This is a genomic window from Affinirhizobium straminoryzae (assembly GCF_007004135.1).
In the GTDB taxonomy this organism is placed as follows: Bacteria; Pseudomonadota; Alphaproteobacteria; order Rhizobiales; family Rhizobiaceae; genus Neorhizobium; species Neorhizobium straminoryzae.
Map to the genome: position 1 here is coordinate 1 of NZ_VJMG01000090.1, position 17776 is coordinate 17776.

A 17776-nucleotide genomic window follows, 5' to 3' on the forward strand; every position below is an offset into this window, starting at 1 on the left:
TTCGAGCCGCAGCGAATCGCGGGCGCCAAGGCCGATCGCCTCGCAATCCGGATGCGCCAGCAGCGCCCTGGCCAGTTCCTCGGCCTTTGTCGCGGGCACGGAGATCATGTAGCCGTCTTCGCCGGAATAGCCGGAGCGGGAGACGATGCAGGCGGCGCCGACCAGCGTCACATCGCGAACATCCATGAATTTCATGGCGGCGACATCCGGCGCAAGCGATGCCAGCACGGCTTCCGCCGCCGGCCCCTGCAGGGCAATCAGCGCCCGGTCCTCCAGCAGCGCCACGGAACAGCCGGAGAGATGCGTCTGCATATGCGCCACATCGGCAGCCTTGCAGGCGGCGTTGACGACCACGAACAGGTGGTCGCCGCGATTGGTGATCATCAGGTCGTCGAGAATGCCGCCCTGATCGTCGGTGAAAAACCCGTAGCGCTGGCGGCCTTCCTTGAGGCCGAGGATATCGACCGGAACCAGCCTCTCAAGCGCTGCGGCCGCATCGGCATAGGCGCCGGATGCCGCCTTCACGATGACCTGACCCATGTGCGACACGTCGAACAGACCGGCCTTGGCGCGGGTGTGAAGATGCTCCTTCAGCACGCCGGCGGCATATTGCACGGGCATGTCATAGCCGGCGAAGGGCACCATGCGGGCGCCGAGCGACAGGTGAAGGGCATGCAAAGCGGTGGTCAGCAATTGGCCGGTATCGGTCAAGGAAAGCCTCCAGGTCGTGCGCGGATCCACGTCCGCACGAGCTCAGTATCTGGCGCGATGTCACGCCGTTTCATGAGCCCCCTCTGTCCTTCGCGCCTGAGATTGTTATCCCTTCGGCGAGCCCTTCGCGTAAAAAGGCTTCTCTCCAGAGTCCTGCAGGTCCCGCTGGTCCTTTTGCCTGAGAGTTTCCGGGGCGGTTGCTCCTTCGGCGCCGCATCGAAGCGGTTTCTCCCAGCGGGGTTGCGCTCATTATGGGCGAGACCCCCTGCTTGGCAAGAGCCAAATGTCGCAGGTGACACGAATTCTGTCGCCCTGCACACAGAATGCGGCACCGGATCTTTCCGGCCCGCGACAATCCGGCTTTTGCACATCGCGCCAATCTGGGCTAAGGAACGGGCAAACGGAGAGGAACATGGCGTCAGGCCGGAGTTCAGGGCGGAAGATCCTGCGCATGCTGTGCGCCATGGTCTTCCTGTTGCTGGGGCTTGCCCCGCATGCGCCGCTTTCTGCCGCAGCACGGCCCGAGCTTGCGGAAAGTTATCGCCTGCCGGACGGCACCTTCGCGTCGCTGTGCGCGGAACACCTGGGCGAGCACCCGGATGACCGGCCGCATCCGGCCGCATCCTTCGCCTGCGAGGTCTGCCTGCTGGCCGCCAGCCTGCTGCTGCCGACACCAGCCAGCGAATCCTGGCTTCTCAAGCCTGCGGCTTCCCTGTTCAACGGCCCGGTGGAACAGGCCGCGATTTCCGGCGGCCTGTCCATCCCGCAGGCCCGTTCACGCGCACCGCCCGTCCTGACCTGATCCTTTCGCTTCAAGACAAACCTATGAACGGATTGAGCGGCTGGACGGCCAAAGGCCCCGCCGCTGGAGGGACTGACCCATGACGAGAACCCAATTCCTGACCGGTGCCGCACTCGCGACTCTTTGCATGACAGGCGCAGCCGAGGCGCATGTGACGCTGGCCAATGGCCCGGCCAAGCCCGATTCCTATGTCGTCATCCAGTTGCAGGTACCCCATGGCTGCGCCGGCAAACCGACGAACGAAGTGCGGGTGACGTTGCCGGACGGCTTTTACGGCGCCAAGCCGCAGCCGAAGGCTGGCTGGGACCTTGAGATCATCAAGGGCGATTATGCCAAGCCCTATGACAACCACGGTACCAAGGAGACATCCGGGCCGCTGGAGATTCGCTGGAAGAATGGCAGCCTGCCGGATGACAACTATGATGTCTTCGTCATGCAGGGCAAGCTTGCGGGTGTGGCCGATGGAACCGCGCTGCCGTTCAAGACCATCCAGGTCTGCGGCGGCGATACCGAGAAATGGGACGAAGTGGCCGCACCCGGCACCGACCCGCATTCGCTGAAGGATCCGGCGCCGCTGCTGAAGGTCAGCGCCGGTGGTGAGAAGCCTGCGGGTGGCGGCATGGACCATTCCGGAATGGATCATGCGGGTATGGATCACGCCGGCATGGGGCATGGCGATGCCGGTCACGGCGCGATGAAGGACGCTGTTGCGGCTGCTGACGGGGATGTCGACATGAAGCCGGTCACGGTCGGCTCGCTGTCGATCGGTCATGGCTATCTGAAGGCCATGCTGCCCGGCCAGCCGGTCGGTGGCGGCTATATCACCGTGACCAACAACGGTAAGGAAGCGGACCGCCTCGTTTCCGCCGAATCGGCACGGTCCGGCACCGTGGAACTGCACGAAATGGCGATGAAGGGGGATGTGATGGTCATGCGTCAGCTGGATAAGGGGATTGTGATTCCCGCCGGCGAGACGGTCGAACTCAAGCCCGGCGGCCTGCACCTGATGTTCATGAAGGTGCAGCAACCCTTCAAGCAGGGCGAGACGGTGCCGGTGACCTTCACCTTCGAGAAGGCGGGCAAGGTTGATGTCGTGCTGCCGGTCGCGGCTGCAGGCCCCGGGGGTCATCAGCACAACTGATCGCCTCACGAATGCAAGATACGAACGGTGCCGGGGGCATGCCCGGCACCGCAGCAACCCGAAAGGGCCCGATCAGATTTCCTCGTAGGCGTTGCGTGCCTGTTGCAGGCTTGCCTGCTGCTGCGGCTGATGCTGGCGGCTGGTCGTGACATCGAAGCTGACCGCGACAGCCGGGATGAGGCCCGCAACCTCTGACGCATCGGCACCGGCCTTGCGCACCTCGTTGCGCTCGGCATCCACCTGCGCATCCTTCACCTTGTCAGCCGTTGCCACGCGCCGCGCGGGCTTTGCCGCCTCCATGACATAGCCGGCCGTGACGGCAGAAACGGAAAGTACCTGTGTCATTGCACGCCATCTCCTTGAATGTGACAGGATACTGGCTCAGCTCTTGGCCAGGCATTAATCCATTCGCTAGAATGCCGATCAATGCATGATTTCAAGGATGGGAATGGCCATGATCCATATTCTGCTGGTGGCGTTTGGCGGCGCCGTCGGTTCTGTCTGCCGCTATCTGACCGGCGTCATCATGACGCGACTGCTGGGCATGGCCTTCCCCTGGGGAACGCTGACGGTCAACATCGCTGGCTCCTTTGCCATCGGCTTCCTGACCGAACTCGTGGCGCGCAAGCTGAACGCCTCCATGGAAATGCGGCTGCTGATCGTGGTCGGTTTCCTCGGCGGCTACACGACCTTCTCCTCTTTCTCGCTCGACACGATTGCGCTTTACGAGCGCGGCGCGATCGTCGCGGCCTTCGGCTACATCCTTGTCAGCGTGATCATTTCGCTTGCCGCCACTTTCGGCGGCCTTGCCGTCGGCCGCGCGGTTCTGTGACAGGCATCCCGGATTTCCTCTTTCCCTTCCGGCCTGAAATCATCTAAAGGCTGGGGCAAAGGGCCGTTTGGCGGCCAATCCAGACAGAAAGAGAATTCATGGCAGGCATCGAGCATATCCGCGTCGAGGCGGACGAAGCCGGCATGCGCGTCGACCGCTGGTTCAAGATACATTATCCGGGGCTCGGCTTCGGTGCGCTGCAAAAGCTGCTGCGCTCCGGCCAGATCCGGGTGGATGGCGGCCGCGTCAAATCCGACAGCCGGGTTCAGCCCGGCCAGATGGTGCGCGTGCCCCCGATGGATGTGGATGCGCGCGGCCCGAAATCCGGACCGATCGGCGGCAAGGATCTGAAGCACGGCGAGGATGCCGAGCTTCTCGCCCGCATGCTGCTGCACGAGGACGACAAGGTTTTCGTGCTGAACAAGCCGGCCGGCCTTGCCGTGCAGGGCGGCTCGGGCGTCACCCGCCATATCGACAAGATGCTGGATGCCTGGATCAACCAGAAGGGGGAGAAGCCGCGCCTGGTGCACCGTCTCGACCGCGACACCTCCGGGGTTCTGGTGATTGCCCGCACCCGCGGCGCCGCCCAGAAGCTGACGGCGGCCTTTCGCGAGCGCGACACCAAGAAGACCTACTGGTCGCTGGTCAAGGGCGTGCCGCGCAAGCACGAGGACAAGGTCTCGACCTGGCTCGTGAAGGAGCAGACGCCGGATGGCGACCGCATGCGCATTGCCAAACACGGAGAGGAGGGAGCGGATCATGCCGTTTCCTTCTACCGGGTGATCGAGACGGCGGCGCAGCGCCTCGCCTGGCTGGAAATGGAGCCCTATACCGGGCGCACCCACCAGTTGCGCGTGCATGCGCTGCACCTCGGCCATCCGATTATCGGCGATCCCAAATATTTCGAGGATGATCCGAACTGGGACTTTCCGGGCGGCATGCAGAAGCGCCTCCACCTGCATGCGCGTCACATCGACATTCCGCACCCCTCCGGCGGACGGCTGAAGGTCACGGCACCGCTGCCGCCGCACATGGTGCAGAGCTGGAACCTGCTCGGCTTCGACCAGACACTCGGCGACAGGGACGACCAATGAAGCTGGTTCTCTTCGATTGCGACGGAACGCTGGTCGACAGTGTGGCGCTGATCCACGAAACCATGCGCCGCACTTTCCTGCACTTCGACAAGCCGGAGCCGACGCTCCAGGCGACGAAGTCGATCATCGGCCTGACGCTCGATATCGCCATTGCCCGCATCGACGGCAAGCTGCATGCGGATGACGAGGCCGTTCGCATGATGGCCTATTACAAGTCGCTGTTCTCCGTGGTGCGCAGCGATCTGAACTATCGCGAGCCGCTGTTCGAGGGAATCCGCGCCGTGATGGACGCGATTGCCCCGCGCGAGGATCTGCTGATCGGCGCAGTCACCGGTAAGTCGCGCCGAGGCCTCGACATGATCCTCGACACGCATGGCTTCCGTCCCTTCTTCGTGGTGAGCCGCACGGCGGACGATTGTCCATCGAAACCGCACCCGGCCATGGTGACGGAGTGCTGCGACGAAACCGGCATGCGGCCGGAACACACTCTTGTCATCGGCGATGCCATTTATGATATGCAGATGGCAAAGGCGGCAGGCGCCACGGCCATCGGCGTGTCCTGGGGCTATGCCTCCGTTCCCGACCTGCGTGCGGCCGGTGCCGACGTGATCGTCGATCATCCGCTCGATCTGCTGCACCACATCGGCTGAGGAAGATTTCATGCGCGACCTGTTTGACCTGCCCGACGGGCTGAGCCACCCCGATCCGACGCGCCGTGCGCAGATCCAGATGAAGAAGCCACTGCCGAAGCGCTTCTACACCGAAACCGGCGTTGCGGCCGGCCCGGACGGACATGCGATCCAGCTCGATGGCCGCCCTGTGAAGACGCCGGCGAAAAACGCGCTGACGGTGCCGACGGCAGCGCTCGCCGACCTGATCCGCGCCGAATGGGCCGCCCAGAGTGAGGTGATCGACCCTTCGACCATGCCGGTGACGCGTCTCGTCAACACGGCGATCGATGGTGTTGCTGCGGCCAGCGAGGCGGTCTTCGAAGAAATCCTGCGCTTTGCCGGCAGCGACATGCTCTGCTACCGGGCCGAGGCGCCGGCCGAACTGGTGGCGCGCCAGGCAGAGGCCTGGGATCCGGTGCTGGACTGGGCGGCCTCGACGCTTGGCGCCCGCTTCATCCTGATCGAAGGCATCATGCCGCAGGAACAGCCGCCGGAAGCGATTGCAGCACTCTCGCTGACCCTTCGCCGCCATTCGACGCCGCTTGATCTTGCGGCTCTGCATACGGTGACCACGCTGACGGGCTCGGCGCTCCTTGCGATCGCCTTCGCGGAAGGCTTTCGTGATGCCGAGGCGATCTGGTCGCTCGCGCATCTTGAGGAGGACTGGACGAACGAGCACTGGGGCACGGACGCCGAGGCCGAGGCTCGTCGTGCCAAGCGACTGGTGGAAATGCAGGCAGCGGTGGCCGTTTTTGCGGCATTGCGCGCTCCGGCTTAACGCTCTCCTAACCCTGTTTTCAGATCATCGGGGAAAATCTCTCCGGTGATTCATGCTGTTGCGGTCTCTTCGTCTGTTCTGTCTGGTGATGGCCTGGTTGCTGCTCGGCAGCTTCCGGATGCCGGCTGACGAAGCGCGCCCCGAAACGCTGCTTTATGATGTCCGCGCCGCCTTCGTGACGGCGCGTCCGGAGGTGTCCCACAATCTCCTGTCGGCCACGGATCGTCTGGTGGCGTCCGCCATTCGCGCCACCTTCCGGCAGCAGGCCTTGCCACGCGCGGTCCTTACCATCCGCATCGAGGATACCGTCTATCTCCCGCTGCTGTTCGGCGGTCGTTTCAGGGCACAGGTCACGGTCGAGGCGGTTTCAGTCGTGACGGGAGAAAAAGTGGCTGTCGGAAGCTTTGCCGTTTCCGCCTTTGCCCTTGATGCCACCCATGCGGATGCGCGGTTGGCGGAGCGGATCGCCGAGCGTGTGGTGCAGGATTTCCGCCTGCAGGATACGGTGCCCTCGACGCTTGCCACCGCACTTTTCCCTTGAAGCCTGTCACAGGCATGTTGCCATTCATAGCCATCACGGGCGGGCCTGTGCGTTGGCCTATGTTTCCCGTCGGCCATCTTGCCAATGTGCCCTGGAGAGGAGAAAACCCGTGATGCACCGCCCGCTGTTGACGCTGTTCGTGAGCCTGTTCTTGCCCGCCGTTTCCCTTGCCGACGAAAACCGCATCGATCGCATCCGTCCGGATGCGCCCGAGCTTGCCGCCTATGGTTCGCATCGCGTCGGCGTGCGTACGCTGACGCTCACCAATCCCGGCCAGATTGACGTTGTGAATGCACAAGCCGGCAAACCGGCCCCACGCTATGATCGTCCGCTGACGGTCGAAATCTGGTATCCGGCCGTGGTCGACAAGCCCGGTGGCACCTACAAGGTCTTTCTGCGCGACGGCAAGACGGAAGTCAGCATTGCGGGGCAGGCGGTGCGCGACGCGGCACCGGAAAAGGGCGTCGATCCATATCCGCTCGTCATCGTCTCGCATGGCTATCCAGGCAACCGCTATCTGCTGTCGCCGCTCGCAGAGAACCTGGCGAGCAAGGGCTATGTCGTCGCCTCCATCGATCATACCGACAGCACCTACAATGACCGCGCGGCCTTCGGCAGCACGCTGGTCAACCGGCCGCTCGACCAGCGCTTCGTGCTGTCGGAAATCGCCGCCATGAGCGGGCAGGACGGCAATTTCCTGTCCGGTCTGGTGGATGCCGGCAAGGCAGGGCTGATCGGCTATTCCATGGGCGGCTATGGCGCCATGATCACCGCCGGTGCCGGCGTGTCCGAAAAGGCGGTCAAGGCGGATTGGAGCGCGCCGGATGGCCTGCTGGCGGTGCATCAGGAGGGCAGTGGCAGCCATGCTGCCCTGTTCGAGCCGCGCTTCAAGGCGATCCTCGCCATAGCGCCCTGGGGGATGCAGCGCGGCATGTGGGACGAGGCGGGTCTTTCCGAGGTAAAGGTGCCGATCTTCTTCATGGCCGGCAGCGCCGACGATGTGTCCGACTACCAGAAGGGTATCCGTCCGCTGTTTACGGGTGCGAAATCCGTGGACCGCTATCTTCTGACCTTCGACCATGCCAACCACAATGCTGCGGCGCCAATGCCCGCGCCGGCGGAAAGCTTTGCCGTCAGTCCCGAACTCGGTTTTGCGCCGTTCGAACATTATGCTGATCCCGTCTGGGACACGGTCCGCATGAACAATATCGCAGAGCATTTCGCGACCGTCTGGTTCGACCTCAAGCTGAAGGGCGATTTGGCCAGGGGGCGTTATCTCGATCTCGTCGAGCGGTCCGAGGACGGTGTCTATGCCGTGGACAAGGATGGACGGCGCCAGTCCGGCCACAGCTATTGGGAAGGTTTTCGCAACCGCACGGCCCAGGGGCTGCGGCTTGAGCACCTGACGGCGCAGTAACGCGGCGCCTCGCCGCTCTCTGCGGCAATTTGTGCAGCACGATCAAGCGGATGTGATGGGGTGGGAGTGCAGTTGATTGTTCATTGCTGCACTGCAACGATAACGCTCGGACGTTCATTGTCTTGCAGGAGAGGGTATTGTCCTTGTCTGAACGTTTCGACGCATTCCAACCTTACGCGCTTGCCGCGCTGCGCATCATCTCGGGCCTGACGTTTCTCGCCCATGGCACCATGAAGCTGTTTGCCTTCCCCGGGCCGCAGCCGGGAGCCGGTGATACGCTGTCCACCCTGTTCCTGATCGGCGCCCTGATCGAACTAATCGGCGGCGCCCTGGTGGCAATCGGGTTCCTCACCCGGCCGGCTGCCTTCATCATGTCCGGCCAGATGGCGGTCGCCTATTTCATGTTCCATTTCCCGAAGAGCTTCTTCCCGTCGCTGAACGGCGGCGATGCGGCCGTGCTCTATTGCTTCATCTTCCTGTTCTTCGTCTTTGCGGGCGCCGGCGCGCTGTCGGTGGACAACCGCGAAAAGGCCTGATCAGTCTCGCGGCCATGACTTAAGGGCCCTCGCACCGGCACACGGCGCGAGGGTTTTTTGCTGCCGCCTCATCCCACGAGCTTCAACCCGATCAAGCCGGCCATGATCAGGCCGATGCAGGCGAGCCGAAGCGGGGTTGCCGGATCGCCGAACAGAACGATGCCGAGGGTCACGGCGCCCAGCGTGCCGATTCCGGTCCAGATCGCATAGGCGGTGCCGACGGGAAGATCACGCAGCGCAAGGCCGAGCAGGCCGATGCTGGCCACCATGCAGGCAATCGTCGCGAGCGACGGAACGAGACGTGTGAAGCCTTCGGTATATTTGAGGCCGATGGCCCAGCCGGTTTCCAAAATGCCGGCAAGGAGGAGAAGGATCCAGGCCATGAGAATGCTCCCTGAATAGAGATCAGGGTCGTCCCCGCGATTCATCCGCACCGGGAGCTACCGGTGCACGCGGTCGTCCGCGTACACCTGATGTGGGACAGGACGGGCGAGGATCAAGACCTGCCGGTCGAAATGTCAAGATCAGCTTACACAAGCCGCTCCGCGTGCCAGCGCAGGTGATCGTCCATGAAGGTGGAAATGAAGTAGTAGGAATGGTCGTAGCGCTCGTGCATCCGCAGCGTCAGCCGGATGTCGGTGCCCCTGATCGCCTCTTCGAACAGCCAGGGGCGCAGGCCGGTGTCGAGGAAACCATCGGCCTTGCCCTGATCCACCAGGAATTCGGGGAAGCGTGCGCCATCGCTGACCAGCGCGCAGGCATCATAGGCCCGCCAGGCCGCCTGGTCCGCCCCTAAATATTTTTCGAAGGCCGGGGCCGACCAGTCCGCCGTCGAGGGTTCGACGATGGGCGCGAAGGCCGAGCAGCTGCGGAAGCGGTCCGGATTCTTCAGCGCGATGGTCATGGCGCCGTGACCGCCCATCGAATGGCCGAAAATGCCCTGACGGCCCATGTCCGCGCGAAAGTGCTCGGCCACCAGCGCCGGCAGTTCCTCGGTCACGTAGGTGTACATCCGGTAGTGGTCCGCCCAGGGCTTTTCGGTGGCGTCCAGATAGAAGCCGGCCCCCTTGCCCATCTGCCAGTTCGTCTTCTCGTCCGCCACGTCGTCGCCGCGCGGGCTGGTGTCCGGGCAGACGATGATCAGCCCGAGTTCGGCGGCAAGCCGCCGGTACTCGCCCTTTTCCATCACATTGGCATGGGTGCAGGTAAGGCCCGAAAGGTACCACAGCACCGGCCGCGGCTCGGAAATTGCCTGCGGCGGCACGAAAACGGCGAAGGTCATGTCGCACTGGCAGGCCTCGGATTCGTGCTGGAATACGCCCTGCATGCCGCCGAAGGCGGTGTTCTGCGAGAGGATCTTCATCGCGGTGGTCTCCCTGGAGATTATGATGGGGGAATGAACGGGTTTAGCCGGCCAACGACACGACGGCATTGACGGCTGCTGCCACGAGGATGGTGTTGAAGAAGAAGGCAAGTACCGCATGGGCAAGATTGATCCGCCGCATGGTCGTGGTGGTGATGGCGACGTCGGAGGTTTGCGCCGTCATGCCGATCACCAGCGAGAAATAGAGGAAATCATAGCCCGCCGGCTCCTTCGTCTCGGGAAAGCTCAGTCCGCCCTGCAGCATAAGCCCGCCGGATCCGTCATCCACCCGCCGCCAGTAGTGGTGGGCGTAATGCATGGCGAACATGGTGTGGATGGTCAGCCAGCCGCCGATGACCGAGGCAAAGGCGATGACGACTTCGAACAGGCTCGGATCATGCGAGCGGTTCAGCGCGTTGAACAGCGCGCCGACGGAGGCGACGACGGCCAGCAGGGTGACGACCAGAATGGTATAGGCCGGGGCATCGTCGCGTTCGCGGCTGGTCTTCAGCCGGTTCACCGTAAGGTGGGGGATGCGCCGCGCGATGCTGCCGAGATAAACGAGGAAGAACAGGATGACGGAGAGTTCGATGGCAAGTCTGGGCACGATCACCAGCAGGATCGGCAGGGGCACAAGCCCGGCGAGCCCGGCCATGTAGAACGGGCTCTGGCGGCGGTGGCGCCAGCTGTTGGGCAGTTCGGTCATGCGGGCTGTTCTCCTGCCGAATCTCCGGGGGTGAGTCTGGCGCGTCGGCACAGGCGATCGAGCGTCGAGAGGAAACTGGAGCGATCGCGCGGCGTGAAGGCGGCATTATAGCCTTTGCTCTCGCCGGTTTCGCGCAAGTGCGCGCCGAGATCGCGCATGGCGCTCGCCATGCCGATGTTCGCCTCATCGAAAACGCGTCCGGTGGGGCCAGTCACGAGGGCACCGCGCGCCACGCAGCGGACGGCGAGCGGTACATCGGCCGTCACCACGATGTCGCCGGGCCCGGCCCGTTCCGCAATCCAGTCATCGGCCGCATCGAAGGCGCCGGAGACGATGACGTTCTTCACCATGGGATCGCGGGAGGGACGCAGGCCGGAATTGGCAACGAAGGTCACCTCGATCCCGTGCCGCTCGGCGACTTTGAGGATTTCCGGCTTCACCGGACAGGCATCGGCATCCACATAGATCAAGGTTCAGGGTCTTTCGTCGCTTCGGTCAGCATCGCTTACCAGTTCAGACGCCGGATGTCGCCATTGAAGCAGTGGCCTTCCGCCTCGGCAATGAAATCCAGCTGCGGCGGCAGCAACGGGCGAAGCGATTCGAGCGCCGGCAGGGCTGTGCCTTCCGTCCAGGCGGGGCAACTGCGCTTGACAAGAGCAAGGCAGAGTTCGCCACGGTCCACCTGCAAGCCGGCTTCCCGGCAGTCGAAGCCGGCGAGCACCAGATGATAAAGCAAAAGGCCGCCCGTCCACAGCGTCAGGTCGCCGCTCAAGAGAGGAAACCGCAGGCTCGGCACGGACAGCAGCAGGCACCCCTCCTCCGAAAGGGCGGCATGCAGAGCGCGCAGAAACCGATGCGGGTTTGCCTCCCGTTGCAGCGCGTGGCAGGCCATCACGGCATCGAAGGGCTCCGTTTGTTCTTCGGGCGCCAGCGGAAACGGGATCCGCGAGACGCCCGCGATTGTATCGCCCGACGCATCGTCGCGGACGGCGACGCTCAGCGTCTTTCCGGCGGCCAGAAGATGCGGGGCGCGATCCTGCCAGCCCGGGCCGATATCGAGCACGCGTTTCGCCGACGGCAGATCGAGAAGACGGGCGAGGGCGGGCATGCCCGGTCCGTTGCCCAGATGCGAGGGTGCCTGCCGTGCGGCTTCGCTTTCCGGCGCCTCGTCCGGCGACAGCAGCGAGAGCCTCGATTTCAGCATGCGGTTTTCCATCTGCAACCGCTGCAGAACCTGCTGGGTCATCTGCTTGAGCCGGTCGATCTGCGCCTGCTGGGCAAGCGAGACGGAATCGGCCGGGGCTGCCGGTGCGGGCGTGGGCGGCTCGGGCGTCATGGCCCGGCGGATCCGTTCGCTGATCGGGAAGGACACGACTGGGGGCGGACTGCCGATCGCAGGCTCCGCCATCACCTGCGTCGGGTCCAGTGGCATTGTTGCTGCGGGTTCGGCGCGCCGGCTGCCATGGCCGCGGCCGGAAAAAACGAAGGAAAAATGGGCGTCCGAGGCACGCGCCGCGGCATCGTCGATGCGGATCGTCGCATGCAGTCCGTCGACGGAGCCCACGCCCGCGCGCCAGCCACGTGCGCCCTGCGCATCGATCAACTGCACCATGCCGCCGGCTACCTCGAGCAGCGGCGGCTGGAAGACGATCAGGTAGTGTCCGGCGCCCTTGTGGCTGACCTGGAAGCCCTGGCCCTGCAGGATGCTGCCATCTGCCTTGACCGAGCCCGATATGATGCGATCCGCCATGTCATCCCCCGCCGTGCCGGACGGCTGCCTCTCATCAAAAAAAGGGCGCCCGTCGGCGCCCTCTTGTCTTCTCCGGGACGTGCCTTTCGCAAGGCTGTCGTCCTCAACGCCCTGTGTCAGTATAGCACGACCGAGCGGATGCTTTCACCCGAATGCATCAGCTCGAAGCCCTTGTTGATGTCCTCCAGCGGCATGGTGTGGGTGATCATCGGATCGATCTCGATCTTGCCCTCCATGTACCAGTCGACGATCTTCGGCACGTCGGTGCGGCCGCGCGCGCCGCCGAATGCGGTGCCCATCCAGGTGCGGCCTGTGACCAGCTGGAAGGGGCGCGTCGAGATTTCCTGGCCGGCACCGGCAACCCCGATGACGACCGACTTGCCCCAGCCGCGATGCGATGCTTCCAGGGCCTGGCGCATGACGCGGGTATTGCCCGTGCAGTCGAAGGTATAGTCGGCGCCGCCGATCTGATCGGCGCCGCGCTTGGTCATGTTGACGAGGAACGGCACCAGATCGTCGCCGACCTCCTTCGGGTTGACGAAGTGCGTCATGCCGAAGCGTTCGCCCCAGGCCTTCTTCTCGTTGTTGAGATCGACGCCGATGATCATGTCGGCACCGGCGAGACGGAGCCCCTGGATGACGTTGAGGCCAATGCCGCCGAGACCGAAGACGATGGCCGTCGAACCCATCTCCACCTTGGCGGTGTTGATGACGGCGCCGATGCCCGTCGTCACGCCGCAGCCGATATAGCAGATCTTGTCGAAGGGCGCGTCGGGGTTGACCTTGGCGACGGCGATTTCCGGCAGCACCGTGTAATTGGCGAAGGTGGAGCAGCCCATGTAGTGATGGATCTTGTCCTTGCCGATCGAGAAGCGCGAGGTGCCGTCCGGCATCAGGCCCTGGCCCTGGGTGGAGCGGATCGCCGTGCAGAGATTGGTCTTGCGCGACAGACAGGAGGGGCATTCGCGGCATTCCGGGGTGTAGAGCGGGATCACGTGATCGCCCTTCTTCACCGATGTGACGCCAGGCCCGACATCGACGACGATGCCGGCACCCTCGTGGCCGAGGATCGCCGGGAACAGGCCTTCCGGATCGGCGCCCGACAGCGTGAAGTCGTCGGTATGGCAGATGCCGGTCGCCTTGACCTCGACCAGCACCTCGCCGGCGCGCGGGCCTTCCAGCTGCACGGTCATGATTTCAAGCGGTTTGCCGGCCTGAACGGCAACGGCGGCGCGGACGTCCATGTGCTTTCTCCCTGAGTGTTCTGATTCCGGGACCGGTTGTGGCATGCACGGGGACGGGGCTCAACCCTGAAAGCGGCAGGCGCCTGTCTCAGGCCGGCGTCTCGGCCATGCGGTTCTGCCGCTGCTCCCGCCAGATGATGAAGAGGCCGGAGGCGACGATGATGACGATGCCGAGCCATTTCGATGGCGTCGGAAAATCGGCAAACAGCAGGTAGCCCAGCACTGTCGCGGAGATGATCTCGAAATACTGGAAGGGGGCCAGGAGCGATACGGAGGCCATGCGGAAGCAGCGCACCACGAGCAGGTGCACATAGCCGGACAGCGAGCCGAGGACGAGAAGCAGCACGAGGCCAAGCCCGGAGCCGGGAAGGGACATGTGGAAATCGGCAATCCCTGCCATGTGCCCCGCCACGAGCACGACACCCATGAACAGCGTACCGCCGACGCCGGACATCATCTGCATGGTCAGCGGCGAATCGCCCTCGCCGAGCGCGCGGTTGAGGAACAGGTAGAGCGTGAAGAGGGCGGCACAGGCGACCGGCAGCAGCGAGGTCCAGCCGAAGATGGCAAAGCTTGGCTGGATGACGATCATCGCCCCGCCAAAGCCGACGAGAATCGCCAGCCAGCGCCGCCAGCCGACCCTTTCGCCGAGGAAGAGGGCCGACAGGATCGTCAGCATGAAGGGCTCGACGAAATAGATGGCGAAGACATCGGCAAGCGGCATGTATTTGACGGCGGTGAAGAACATCAGGCTGGCGCCGGCATGCAGGGCACCGCGCAGCATGTTCATCCAGGGGCGCCTGACCTGTCCGAAGCCGCCCACCGTCCAGAAGAACAGCGGCGCCAGCACCACAAGCTGCACGAAGAAGCGGTAGAAGGTCACCTGTCCCGGCGACATGGTCTCGAAGGTCGCCATGTATTTGGCGATCGCATCCATCATTGGCAGCACGACCATGCAGCAGGCCATCAGCGCCATGCCCTTGACGGAGGTTTCGGCAGAGGCGGCAGTCTTGGGCATGGGCGGCTTTCCTGTGGCGCCTCTTTCAACCACAGGACGCCCCGCCCTTACAAGCCTCGGGCCGCCGCTATCCGTGCTGCCGGCATCAGGCCCCGTCGTTCACCGTGGGGCCGAACACCTCTTCGAAGGCCTGGCGCAGTCTTATGTCGACATCCTGCATCATCACCAGCATGCCGAGATCTTCCAGGCTGGTCACGCCGTAGGCGGAAATACCGCAGGGCACGATGCCGGAAAAATGTGTGAGGTCCGGGTCGACATTGATCGACAGGCCGTGAAAGCTCACCCATCGGCGCAGGCGAATGCCAAGCGCGGCGATCTTGTCTTCGGCCTGCGTGCCATCCTGCAAAAGCGGCTTTTCCGGGCGGCGCACCCAGACGCCGACGCGGTCCTCGCGCCGCTCGCCGCGCACGTTCATCGCACCGAGACAGCGGATGATCACCTCCTCGAGGGCAGCCACATAGGCGCGCACGTCCTGCCGCCGGCGCTTCAGGTCCAGCATCACATAGGCGACCCGCTGGCCCGGACCGTGATAGGTGTATTCGCCGCCGCGGCCGGTGGCAAAGACCGGGAAGCGGTCCGGCTGGATCAGGTCGGCCGAGTCGGCGCTGGTGCCCGCCGTGTAGAGCGGCGGATGTTCGAGAAGCCAGACGAGTTCGTCTGCCCGTCCCTCTGCGATCGCTGCCACCTCCGCATCCATCACCGAAAGCGCTTCGTCATAGGGCACCAGGGAATCGGAAATCCGCCAGCGTACGGGCGGCGAACCTTCTGCGGGCAACATTGTATGGTCGAGATCGGTGCGGGTCAGCATGGCATTTTCTCTTCAAACGAAATGGCGGCGGACTATCCACAGGCGGAAAGCCCGCAAATGCGGGATTTCCCTATATAGGATTTTCCCGCGTGATTTTATCTTTCAAAAAACTGTCACGGCACACTTGCGCCGGGGAAAACCCTTTGCTAGATGCTCCCTCGCCGACGCAAGACGGCCTACCACGATGCGGTCGTGGCGGAATTGGTAGACGCGCAGCGTTGAGGTCGCTGTGGGGCAACCCGTGGAAGTTCGAGTCTTCTCGACCGCACCAAACAAACCCGGCGAAAGCCGGGTTTTTTGTTGTCTGGCAGCCACTTGCCGACATTGTCTCGGGTATGGTGCAAAGTTCGTTCCGGCGCCCGGCCGCCGTCATTCTCTTCATCTGAGCCATGGAATACGAGCCCGAGGGGGCTGCCTTCATGCACGATTGTCACGCGACCATCGGAAACCGGTTTGGCATTGACGGCTTGGTGAAGACTCGCCGATATCCTTGCAATGCTTCTGGCTGGCTGTGAGCACTGTTCACCCGGTCGACATTCAGGACGAGGACGGCAATATGGTCGAGATCAAGATGAAGACGCGCGCAACCGGCGCCACCGCAACGATGGCGGCGCGTGGCCATGCCTCGCTGGTCAGCGAGACCGGCGGAGCGCTGGACGTCACGACAGGCGTGTCCGATCCGGGCTTCAATCCGCTCGACATGCTCTATGCGTCGCTGGCAGCCTGCCTGGTGCTCAGTGTCAAGGGTGCCGTGTCGCAGCTGCACCTGCTGGATGCTTTCGAGAGCGTGACCGCGCATGTGGCCGGTGAAAAGGCGCATGAGGGGCCGTCGCGTGTTGCGGCCATCCATGCCGACATCCGTATCGCCGGTGCCTATACCGACGCGCAGCGTCAGGAGATTGTCGCGCTCGCGAAGAAGCTCTGCACCGTCAGCAACACGCTGTCCGTGCTTCCGGAGATCACCGTCACCGCAGCGGCCGCTTGACGGCTGCGTGTTTCCTCAGTCCTCGTCCGGGATGAGGCTGTCGATGCCGAGCAGCGTCAGGTCGTTGACGACGCGGGAAACACCAGGCACGCGCCGAACGGCGGCGACGATCTTGCGGGCGGTGGCATCGTCATCCACCTCACCCTCCAGCGTTACCGTGCCGCCGTCTGCGCGCACGTCGATGGTTTCCATGGCTACGAGATCCAGGGCCTCGATCGTGTCGCTGACCCTTTCTTCCAGATCGTCTGCCTGTTCCGCACCGATGGTTGCCGGTGTGTTGCTGTCGCGAACCGGCTCTTCCTGTCCCTCCACGTCCGCCGTATCCACGCCGTAGCCCCTGTTGCGCTCCCGGTCGAAATTGGCGCTCGTGTCGCCATAGGCTGCATTGTCGACCTGTCCGGCGCGGGCGGCATCCGCATAGGGCCAGCCGTCATCGATGTTGCGGCTGTCGTAGTCGCGATAGTCTTCTTCGCGGGAAATGTCGTTGACAGGTTTGTTCGACGCCATCTGTGCCTCCTGATGTCTGCTAGACCCTTAACGCAGATGCAGCCGGATGGTTCGACCGCGCGGCAACGGGTCGCGCAAAAGTGTGCCGCGCATAATGGTGACCTTGTCGTCAGGGTGATGTCAGCGGCTGCTTTTCTCGTATTTGCGCAGCAGCCTGTCCCGCTTCAGCCGCGAAAGGCGGCGTGTCCAGAAAATGCCGTCGAGCTGGTCAATCTCGTGCTGGATGCAGGTGGAAAGAAAGCCGTCCGCCTCGTCCTCGTGCCAGGTGCCATCAAGGTCCTGGTGGCGGAAGCGGATGTGGCCGGGTCGCTCCACCTCTTCCGTGAAGCCCGGCATGGAGACGCTGCCTTCGGTAAAGCGCTGCTCCGGGCCGGAGGCCGCGATGATCTCGGGATTGACGTGGACAAGGACTGGCGCGTCCGGCGCGAGCTGGATGACGGAGATCCGCCGCATCACGCCAATATGCGGCGCGGTGATGCCGACGCCGGGGGCGGCCCGCATGGTGTCCAAGAGATCGTCGGCCAGTTGGCGAAGGATCGTATCAAACTCGTCGACCCTGGCGGCGGGCGTCGAGAGGCGGGGATCGGGATAGCGGAGAATCGGTCTGACAGGCACGGCATCTTCCGTCTGGCGTGGCGGTTCGGGGCGGGCGGGCGAAGGTTCCCGCCAAGCCTTCTATCAGCTTGTCGGCGGCACGTGCAGCCTTCCCGGATTTCCGTCCTATCCAATTGTTGACATTCGGCTTTTCGCAGCCATTCTGCCATCGGCAGCCAAGGGCGACCCACAGATGTGCAGGCGAGGGCGGGCATGACGAACATCGAAGAAGACCGCGTGCGCCATCATGTGGATGAGCCACATGATGGCGCACGCGG

Annotated in this window: 22 protein-coding genes, 1 tRNA gene and 1 riboswitch; of the genes, 11 read left to right on the forward strand and 12 right to left on the reverse strand. The window is 63.8% G+C overall.

Going from position 1 to position 17776, the window contains the following annotated elements; translation table 11 throughout:
• Positions 1–711: aminomethyltransferase family protein (locus FNA46_RS24225; RefSeq protein ID WP_483923588.1), on the reverse strand; the 711-nt coding region annotated here is incomplete at its 3' end.
• Positions 712–867: 156 nt separating this feature from the next.
• A riboswitch (glycine riboswitch) is annotated at positions 868–955 on the reverse strand.
• Positions 956–1123: 168 nt separating this feature from the next.
• Between FNA46_RS24225 and FNA46_RS24230 the strand changes: the two genes are divergently transcribed.
• Together FNA46_RS24230 and FNA46_RS24235 are read left to right on the forward strand one after the other, a co-directional pair.
• Positions 1124–1513, forward strand: a complete 390-nt coding sequence (locus FNA46_RS24230; RefSeq protein WP_143127808.1) for a DUF2946 family protein — start codon at positions 1124–1126, stop codon at positions 1511–1513.
• A gap of 79 nt (positions 1514–1592) precedes the next feature.
• On the forward strand, positions 1593–2654 hold the full coding sequence (locus FNA46_RS24235) for a copper chaperone PCu(A)C domain-containing protein (RefSeq protein ID WP_143127810.1): 1062 nt from the start codon (positions 1593–1595) through the stop codon (positions 2652–2654).
• 72 nt (positions 2655–2726) lie between these two features.
• Here FNA46_RS24235 and FNA46_RS24240 read toward each other — a convergent pair whose 3' ends face one another.
• On the reverse strand, positions 2727–2999 hold the full coding sequence (locus tag FNA46_RS24240) for a hypothetical protein (protein WP_143127812.1): 273 nt from the start codon (positions 2997–2999) through the stop codon (positions 2727–2729).
• A 109-nt stretch (positions 3000–3108) separates the two neighbouring features.
• On the opposite strand from FNA46_RS24240, the gene crcB reads away from it, so the two are divergent.
• The 7 genes from crcB (at position 3109) to FNA46_RS24275 (ending at position 8523) form a co-directional block, all read left to right on the forward strand.
• Positions 3109–3486: a fluoride efflux transporter CrcB gene (gene crcB / locus FNA46_RS24245; RefSeq protein ID WP_143127813.1), complete on the forward strand. Its 378-nt coding sequence runs from the start codon at positions 3109–3111 to the stop codon at positions 3484–3486.
• Between the two features lie 98 nt (positions 3487–3584).
• Positions 3585–4580, forward strand: coding sequence for an RluA family pseudouridine synthase (locus FNA46_RS24250; protein ID WP_143127814.1), 996 nt, complete (start codon positions 3585–3587; stop codon positions 4578–4580).
• The gene (locus FNA46_RS24255; RefSeq protein WP_143127815.1) at positions 4577–5230 is read left to right on the forward strand and encodes an HAD-IA family hydrolase; all 654 of its coding nucleotides are present in this window, start codon (positions 4577–4579) and stop codon (positions 5228–5230) included. Before FNA46_RS24250 ends, FNA46_RS24255 begins: the two co-directional genes overlap by 4 nt.
• Positions 5231–5240: 10 nt before the next feature.
• Positions 5241–6029, forward strand: coding sequence for an ATP12 family chaperone protein (locus tag FNA46_RS24260; protein WP_143127816.1), 789 nt, complete (start codon positions 5241–5243; stop codon positions 6027–6029).
• 52 nt (positions 6030–6081) lie between these two features.
• Positions 6082–6570, forward strand: a complete 489-nt coding sequence (locus tag FNA46_RS24265) for a hypothetical protein (protein ID WP_143127817.1) — start codon at positions 6082–6084, stop codon at positions 6568–6570.
• A gap of 112 nt (positions 6571–6682) precedes the next feature.
• Positions 6683–7987 (forward strand): alpha/beta hydrolase family protein, encoded by a 1305-nt coding sequence (locus FNA46_RS24270; RefSeq protein WP_185969986.1) that lies wholly within the window; start codon positions 6683–6685, stop codon positions 7985–7987.
• Positions 7988–8124: 137 nt separating this feature from the next.
• Positions 8125–8523, forward strand: coding sequence for a DoxX family protein (locus FNA46_RS24275; protein ID WP_143127819.1), 399 nt, complete (start codon positions 8125–8127; stop codon positions 8521–8523).
• 68 nt (positions 8524–8591) lie between these two features.
• Here FNA46_RS24275 and sugE read toward each other — a convergent pair whose 3' ends face one another.
• The 8 genes from sugE to lipB all read right to left on the reverse strand — a co-directional run bounded on the left by sugE (position 8592) and on the right by lipB (position 15412).
• Positions 8592–8906 (reverse strand): quaternary ammonium compound efflux SMR transporter SugE, encoded by a 315-nt coding sequence (sugE, locus tag FNA46_RS24280; protein WP_143127820.1) that lies wholly within the window; start codon positions 8904–8906, stop codon positions 8592–8594.
• Positions 8907–9052: 146 nt separating this feature from the next.
• Positions 9053–9886, reverse strand: a complete 834-nt coding sequence (fghA, locus tag FNA46_RS24285) for an S-formylglutathione hydrolase (protein WP_143127821.1) — start codon at positions 9884–9886, stop codon at positions 9053–9055.
• 43 nt (positions 9887–9929) lie between these two features.
• Positions 9930–10592 carry a DUF1345 domain-containing protein gene (locus FNA46_RS24290; protein ID WP_143127822.1) on the reverse strand — a complete coding sequence of 221 codons (663 nt, stop codon included), beginning with the start codon at positions 10590–10592 and terminating at the stop codon, positions 9930–9932.
• Positions 10589–11062, reverse strand: coding sequence for a YaiI/YqxD family protein (locus tag FNA46_RS24295; RefSeq protein WP_143127823.1), 474 nt, complete (start codon positions 11060–11062; stop codon positions 10589–10591). The genes FNA46_RS24290 and FNA46_RS24295 overlap by 4 nt, the downstream gene beginning before the upstream one ends.
• Positions 11063–11097: 35 nt before the next feature.
• Complete coding sequence (locus FNA46_RS24300) at positions 11098–12342, reverse strand: methyltransferase domain-containing protein (RefSeq protein WP_143127824.1); 1245 nt, start codon at positions 12340–12342, stop codon at positions 11098–11100.
• A 116-nt stretch (positions 12343–12458) separates the two neighbouring features.
• Positions 12459–13586, reverse strand: a complete 1128-nt coding sequence (locus tag FNA46_RS24305) for an S-(hydroxymethyl)glutathione dehydrogenase/class III alcohol dehydrogenase (protein ID WP_143127825.1) — start codon at positions 13584–13586, stop codon at positions 12459–12461.
• Between the two features lie 88 nt (positions 13587–13674).
• The gene (locus tag FNA46_RS24310; RefSeq protein ID WP_246103353.1) at positions 13675–14604 is read right to left on the reverse strand and encodes a DMT family transporter; all 930 of its coding nucleotides are present in this window, start codon (positions 14602–14604) and stop codon (positions 13675–13677) included.
• A gap of 85 nt (positions 14605–14689) precedes the next feature.
• Complete coding sequence (gene lipB / locus FNA46_RS24315) at positions 14690–15412, reverse strand: lipoyl(octanoyl) transferase LipB (protein WP_143127826.1); 723 nt, start codon at positions 15410–15412, stop codon at positions 14690–14692.
• A gap of 186 nt (positions 15413–15598) precedes the next feature.
• Here lipB and FNA46_RS24320 point away from each other — a divergent pair.
• Positions 15599–15683: transfer RNA gene (locus FNA46_RS24320), tRNA-Leu, on the forward strand.
• A 285-nt stretch (positions 15684–15968) separates the two neighbouring features.
• Entirely contained in the window at positions 15969–16397 is a 429-nt protein-coding gene (locus tag FNA46_RS24325) for an OsmC family protein (protein WP_143127827.1), read from the forward strand.
• Between the two features lie 15 nt (positions 16398–16412).
• Here the strand turns inward: FNA46_RS24325 and FNA46_RS24330 are convergent, their stop codons facing one another.
• Together FNA46_RS24330 and FNA46_RS24335 are read right to left on the reverse strand one after the other, a co-directional pair.
• Positions 16413–16904, reverse strand: a complete 492-nt coding sequence (locus FNA46_RS24330) for a BON domain-containing protein (protein WP_143127828.1) — start codon at positions 16902–16904, stop codon at positions 16413–16415.
• Between the two features lie 120 nt (positions 16905–17024).
• Positions 17025–17519, reverse strand: a complete 495-nt coding sequence (locus tag FNA46_RS24335) for a peptide deformylase (RefSeq protein ID WP_143127829.1) — start codon at positions 17517–17519, stop codon at positions 17025–17027.
• Positions 17520–17776 lie beyond the last annotated feature (257 nt).

Bases quoted from the DNA above. Each gene is read 5' to 3' on its own strand.
- lipB (WP_143127826.1), bottom strand. From the start codon at position 15,412: ATGCTGACCCGCACCGATCTCGACCATACAATGTTGCCCGCAGAAGGT.
- FNA46_RS24270 (WP_185969986.1), top strand. From the start codon at position 6,683: ATGCACCGCCCGCTGTTGACGCTGTTCGTGAGCCTGTTCTTGCCCGCC.
- FNA46_RS24300 (WP_143127824.1), bottom strand. From the start codon at position 12,342: ATGGCGGATCGCATCATATCGGGCTCGGTCAAGGCAGATGGCAGCATC.
- FNA46_RS24260 (WP_143127816.1), top strand. From the start codon at position 5,241: ATGCGCGACCTGTTTGACCTGCCCGACGGGCTGAGCCACCCCGATCCG.
- FNA46_RS24235 (WP_143127810.1), top strand. From the start codon at position 1,593: ATGACGAGAACCCAATTCCTGACCGGTGCCGCACTCGCGACTCTTTGC.
- FNA46_RS24240 (WP_143127812.1), bottom strand. From the start codon at position 2,999: ATGACACAGGTACTTTCCGTTTCTGCCGTCACGGCCGGCTATGTCATG.
- FNA46_RS24325 (WP_143127827.1), top strand. From the start codon at position 15,969: ATGGTCGAGATCAAGATGAAGACGCGCGCAACCGGCGCCACCGCAACG.
- FNA46_RS24330 (WP_143127828.1), bottom strand. From the start codon at position 16,904: ATGGCGTCGAACAAACCTGTCAACGACATTTCCCGCGAAGAAGACTAT.
- FNA46_RS24305 (WP_143127825.1), bottom strand. From the start codon at position 13,586: ATGGACGTCCGCGCCGCCGTTGCCGTTCAGGCCGGCAAACCGCTTGAA.
- fghA (WP_143127821.1), bottom strand. From the start codon at position 9,886: ATGAAGATCCTCTCGCAGAACACCGCCTTCGGCGGCATGCAGGGCGTA.
- FNA46_RS24310 (WP_246103353.1), bottom strand. From the start codon at position 14,604: ATGCCCAAGACTGCCGCCTCTGCCGAAACCTCCGTCAAGGGCATGGCG.
- FNA46_RS24255 (WP_143127815.1), top strand. From the start codon at position 4,577: ATGAAGCTGGTTCTCTTCGATTGCGACGGAACGCTGGTCGACAGTGTG.
- FNA46_RS24265 (WP_143127817.1), top strand. From the start codon at position 6,082: ATGCTGTTGCGGTCTCTTCGTCTGTTCTGTCTGGTGATGGCCTGGTTG.
- FNA46_RS24250 (WP_143127814.1), top strand. From the start codon at position 3,585: ATGGCAGGCATCGAGCATATCCGCGTCGAGGCGGACGAAGCCGGCATG.
- FNA46_RS24290 (WP_143127822.1), bottom strand. From the start codon at position 10,592: ATGACCGAACTGCCCAACAGCTGGCGCCACCGCCGCCAGAGCCCGTTC.
- crcB (WP_143127813.1), top strand. From the start codon at position 3,109: ATGATCCATATTCTGCTGGTGGCGTTTGGCGGCGCCGTCGGTTCTGTC.
- sugE (WP_143127820.1), bottom strand. From the start codon at position 8,906: ATGGCCTGGATCCTTCTCCTCCTTGCCGGCATTTTGGAAACCGGCTGG.
- FNA46_RS24230 (WP_143127808.1), top strand. From the start codon at position 1,124: ATGGCGTCAGGCCGGAGTTCAGGGCGGAAGATCCTGCGCATGCTGTGC.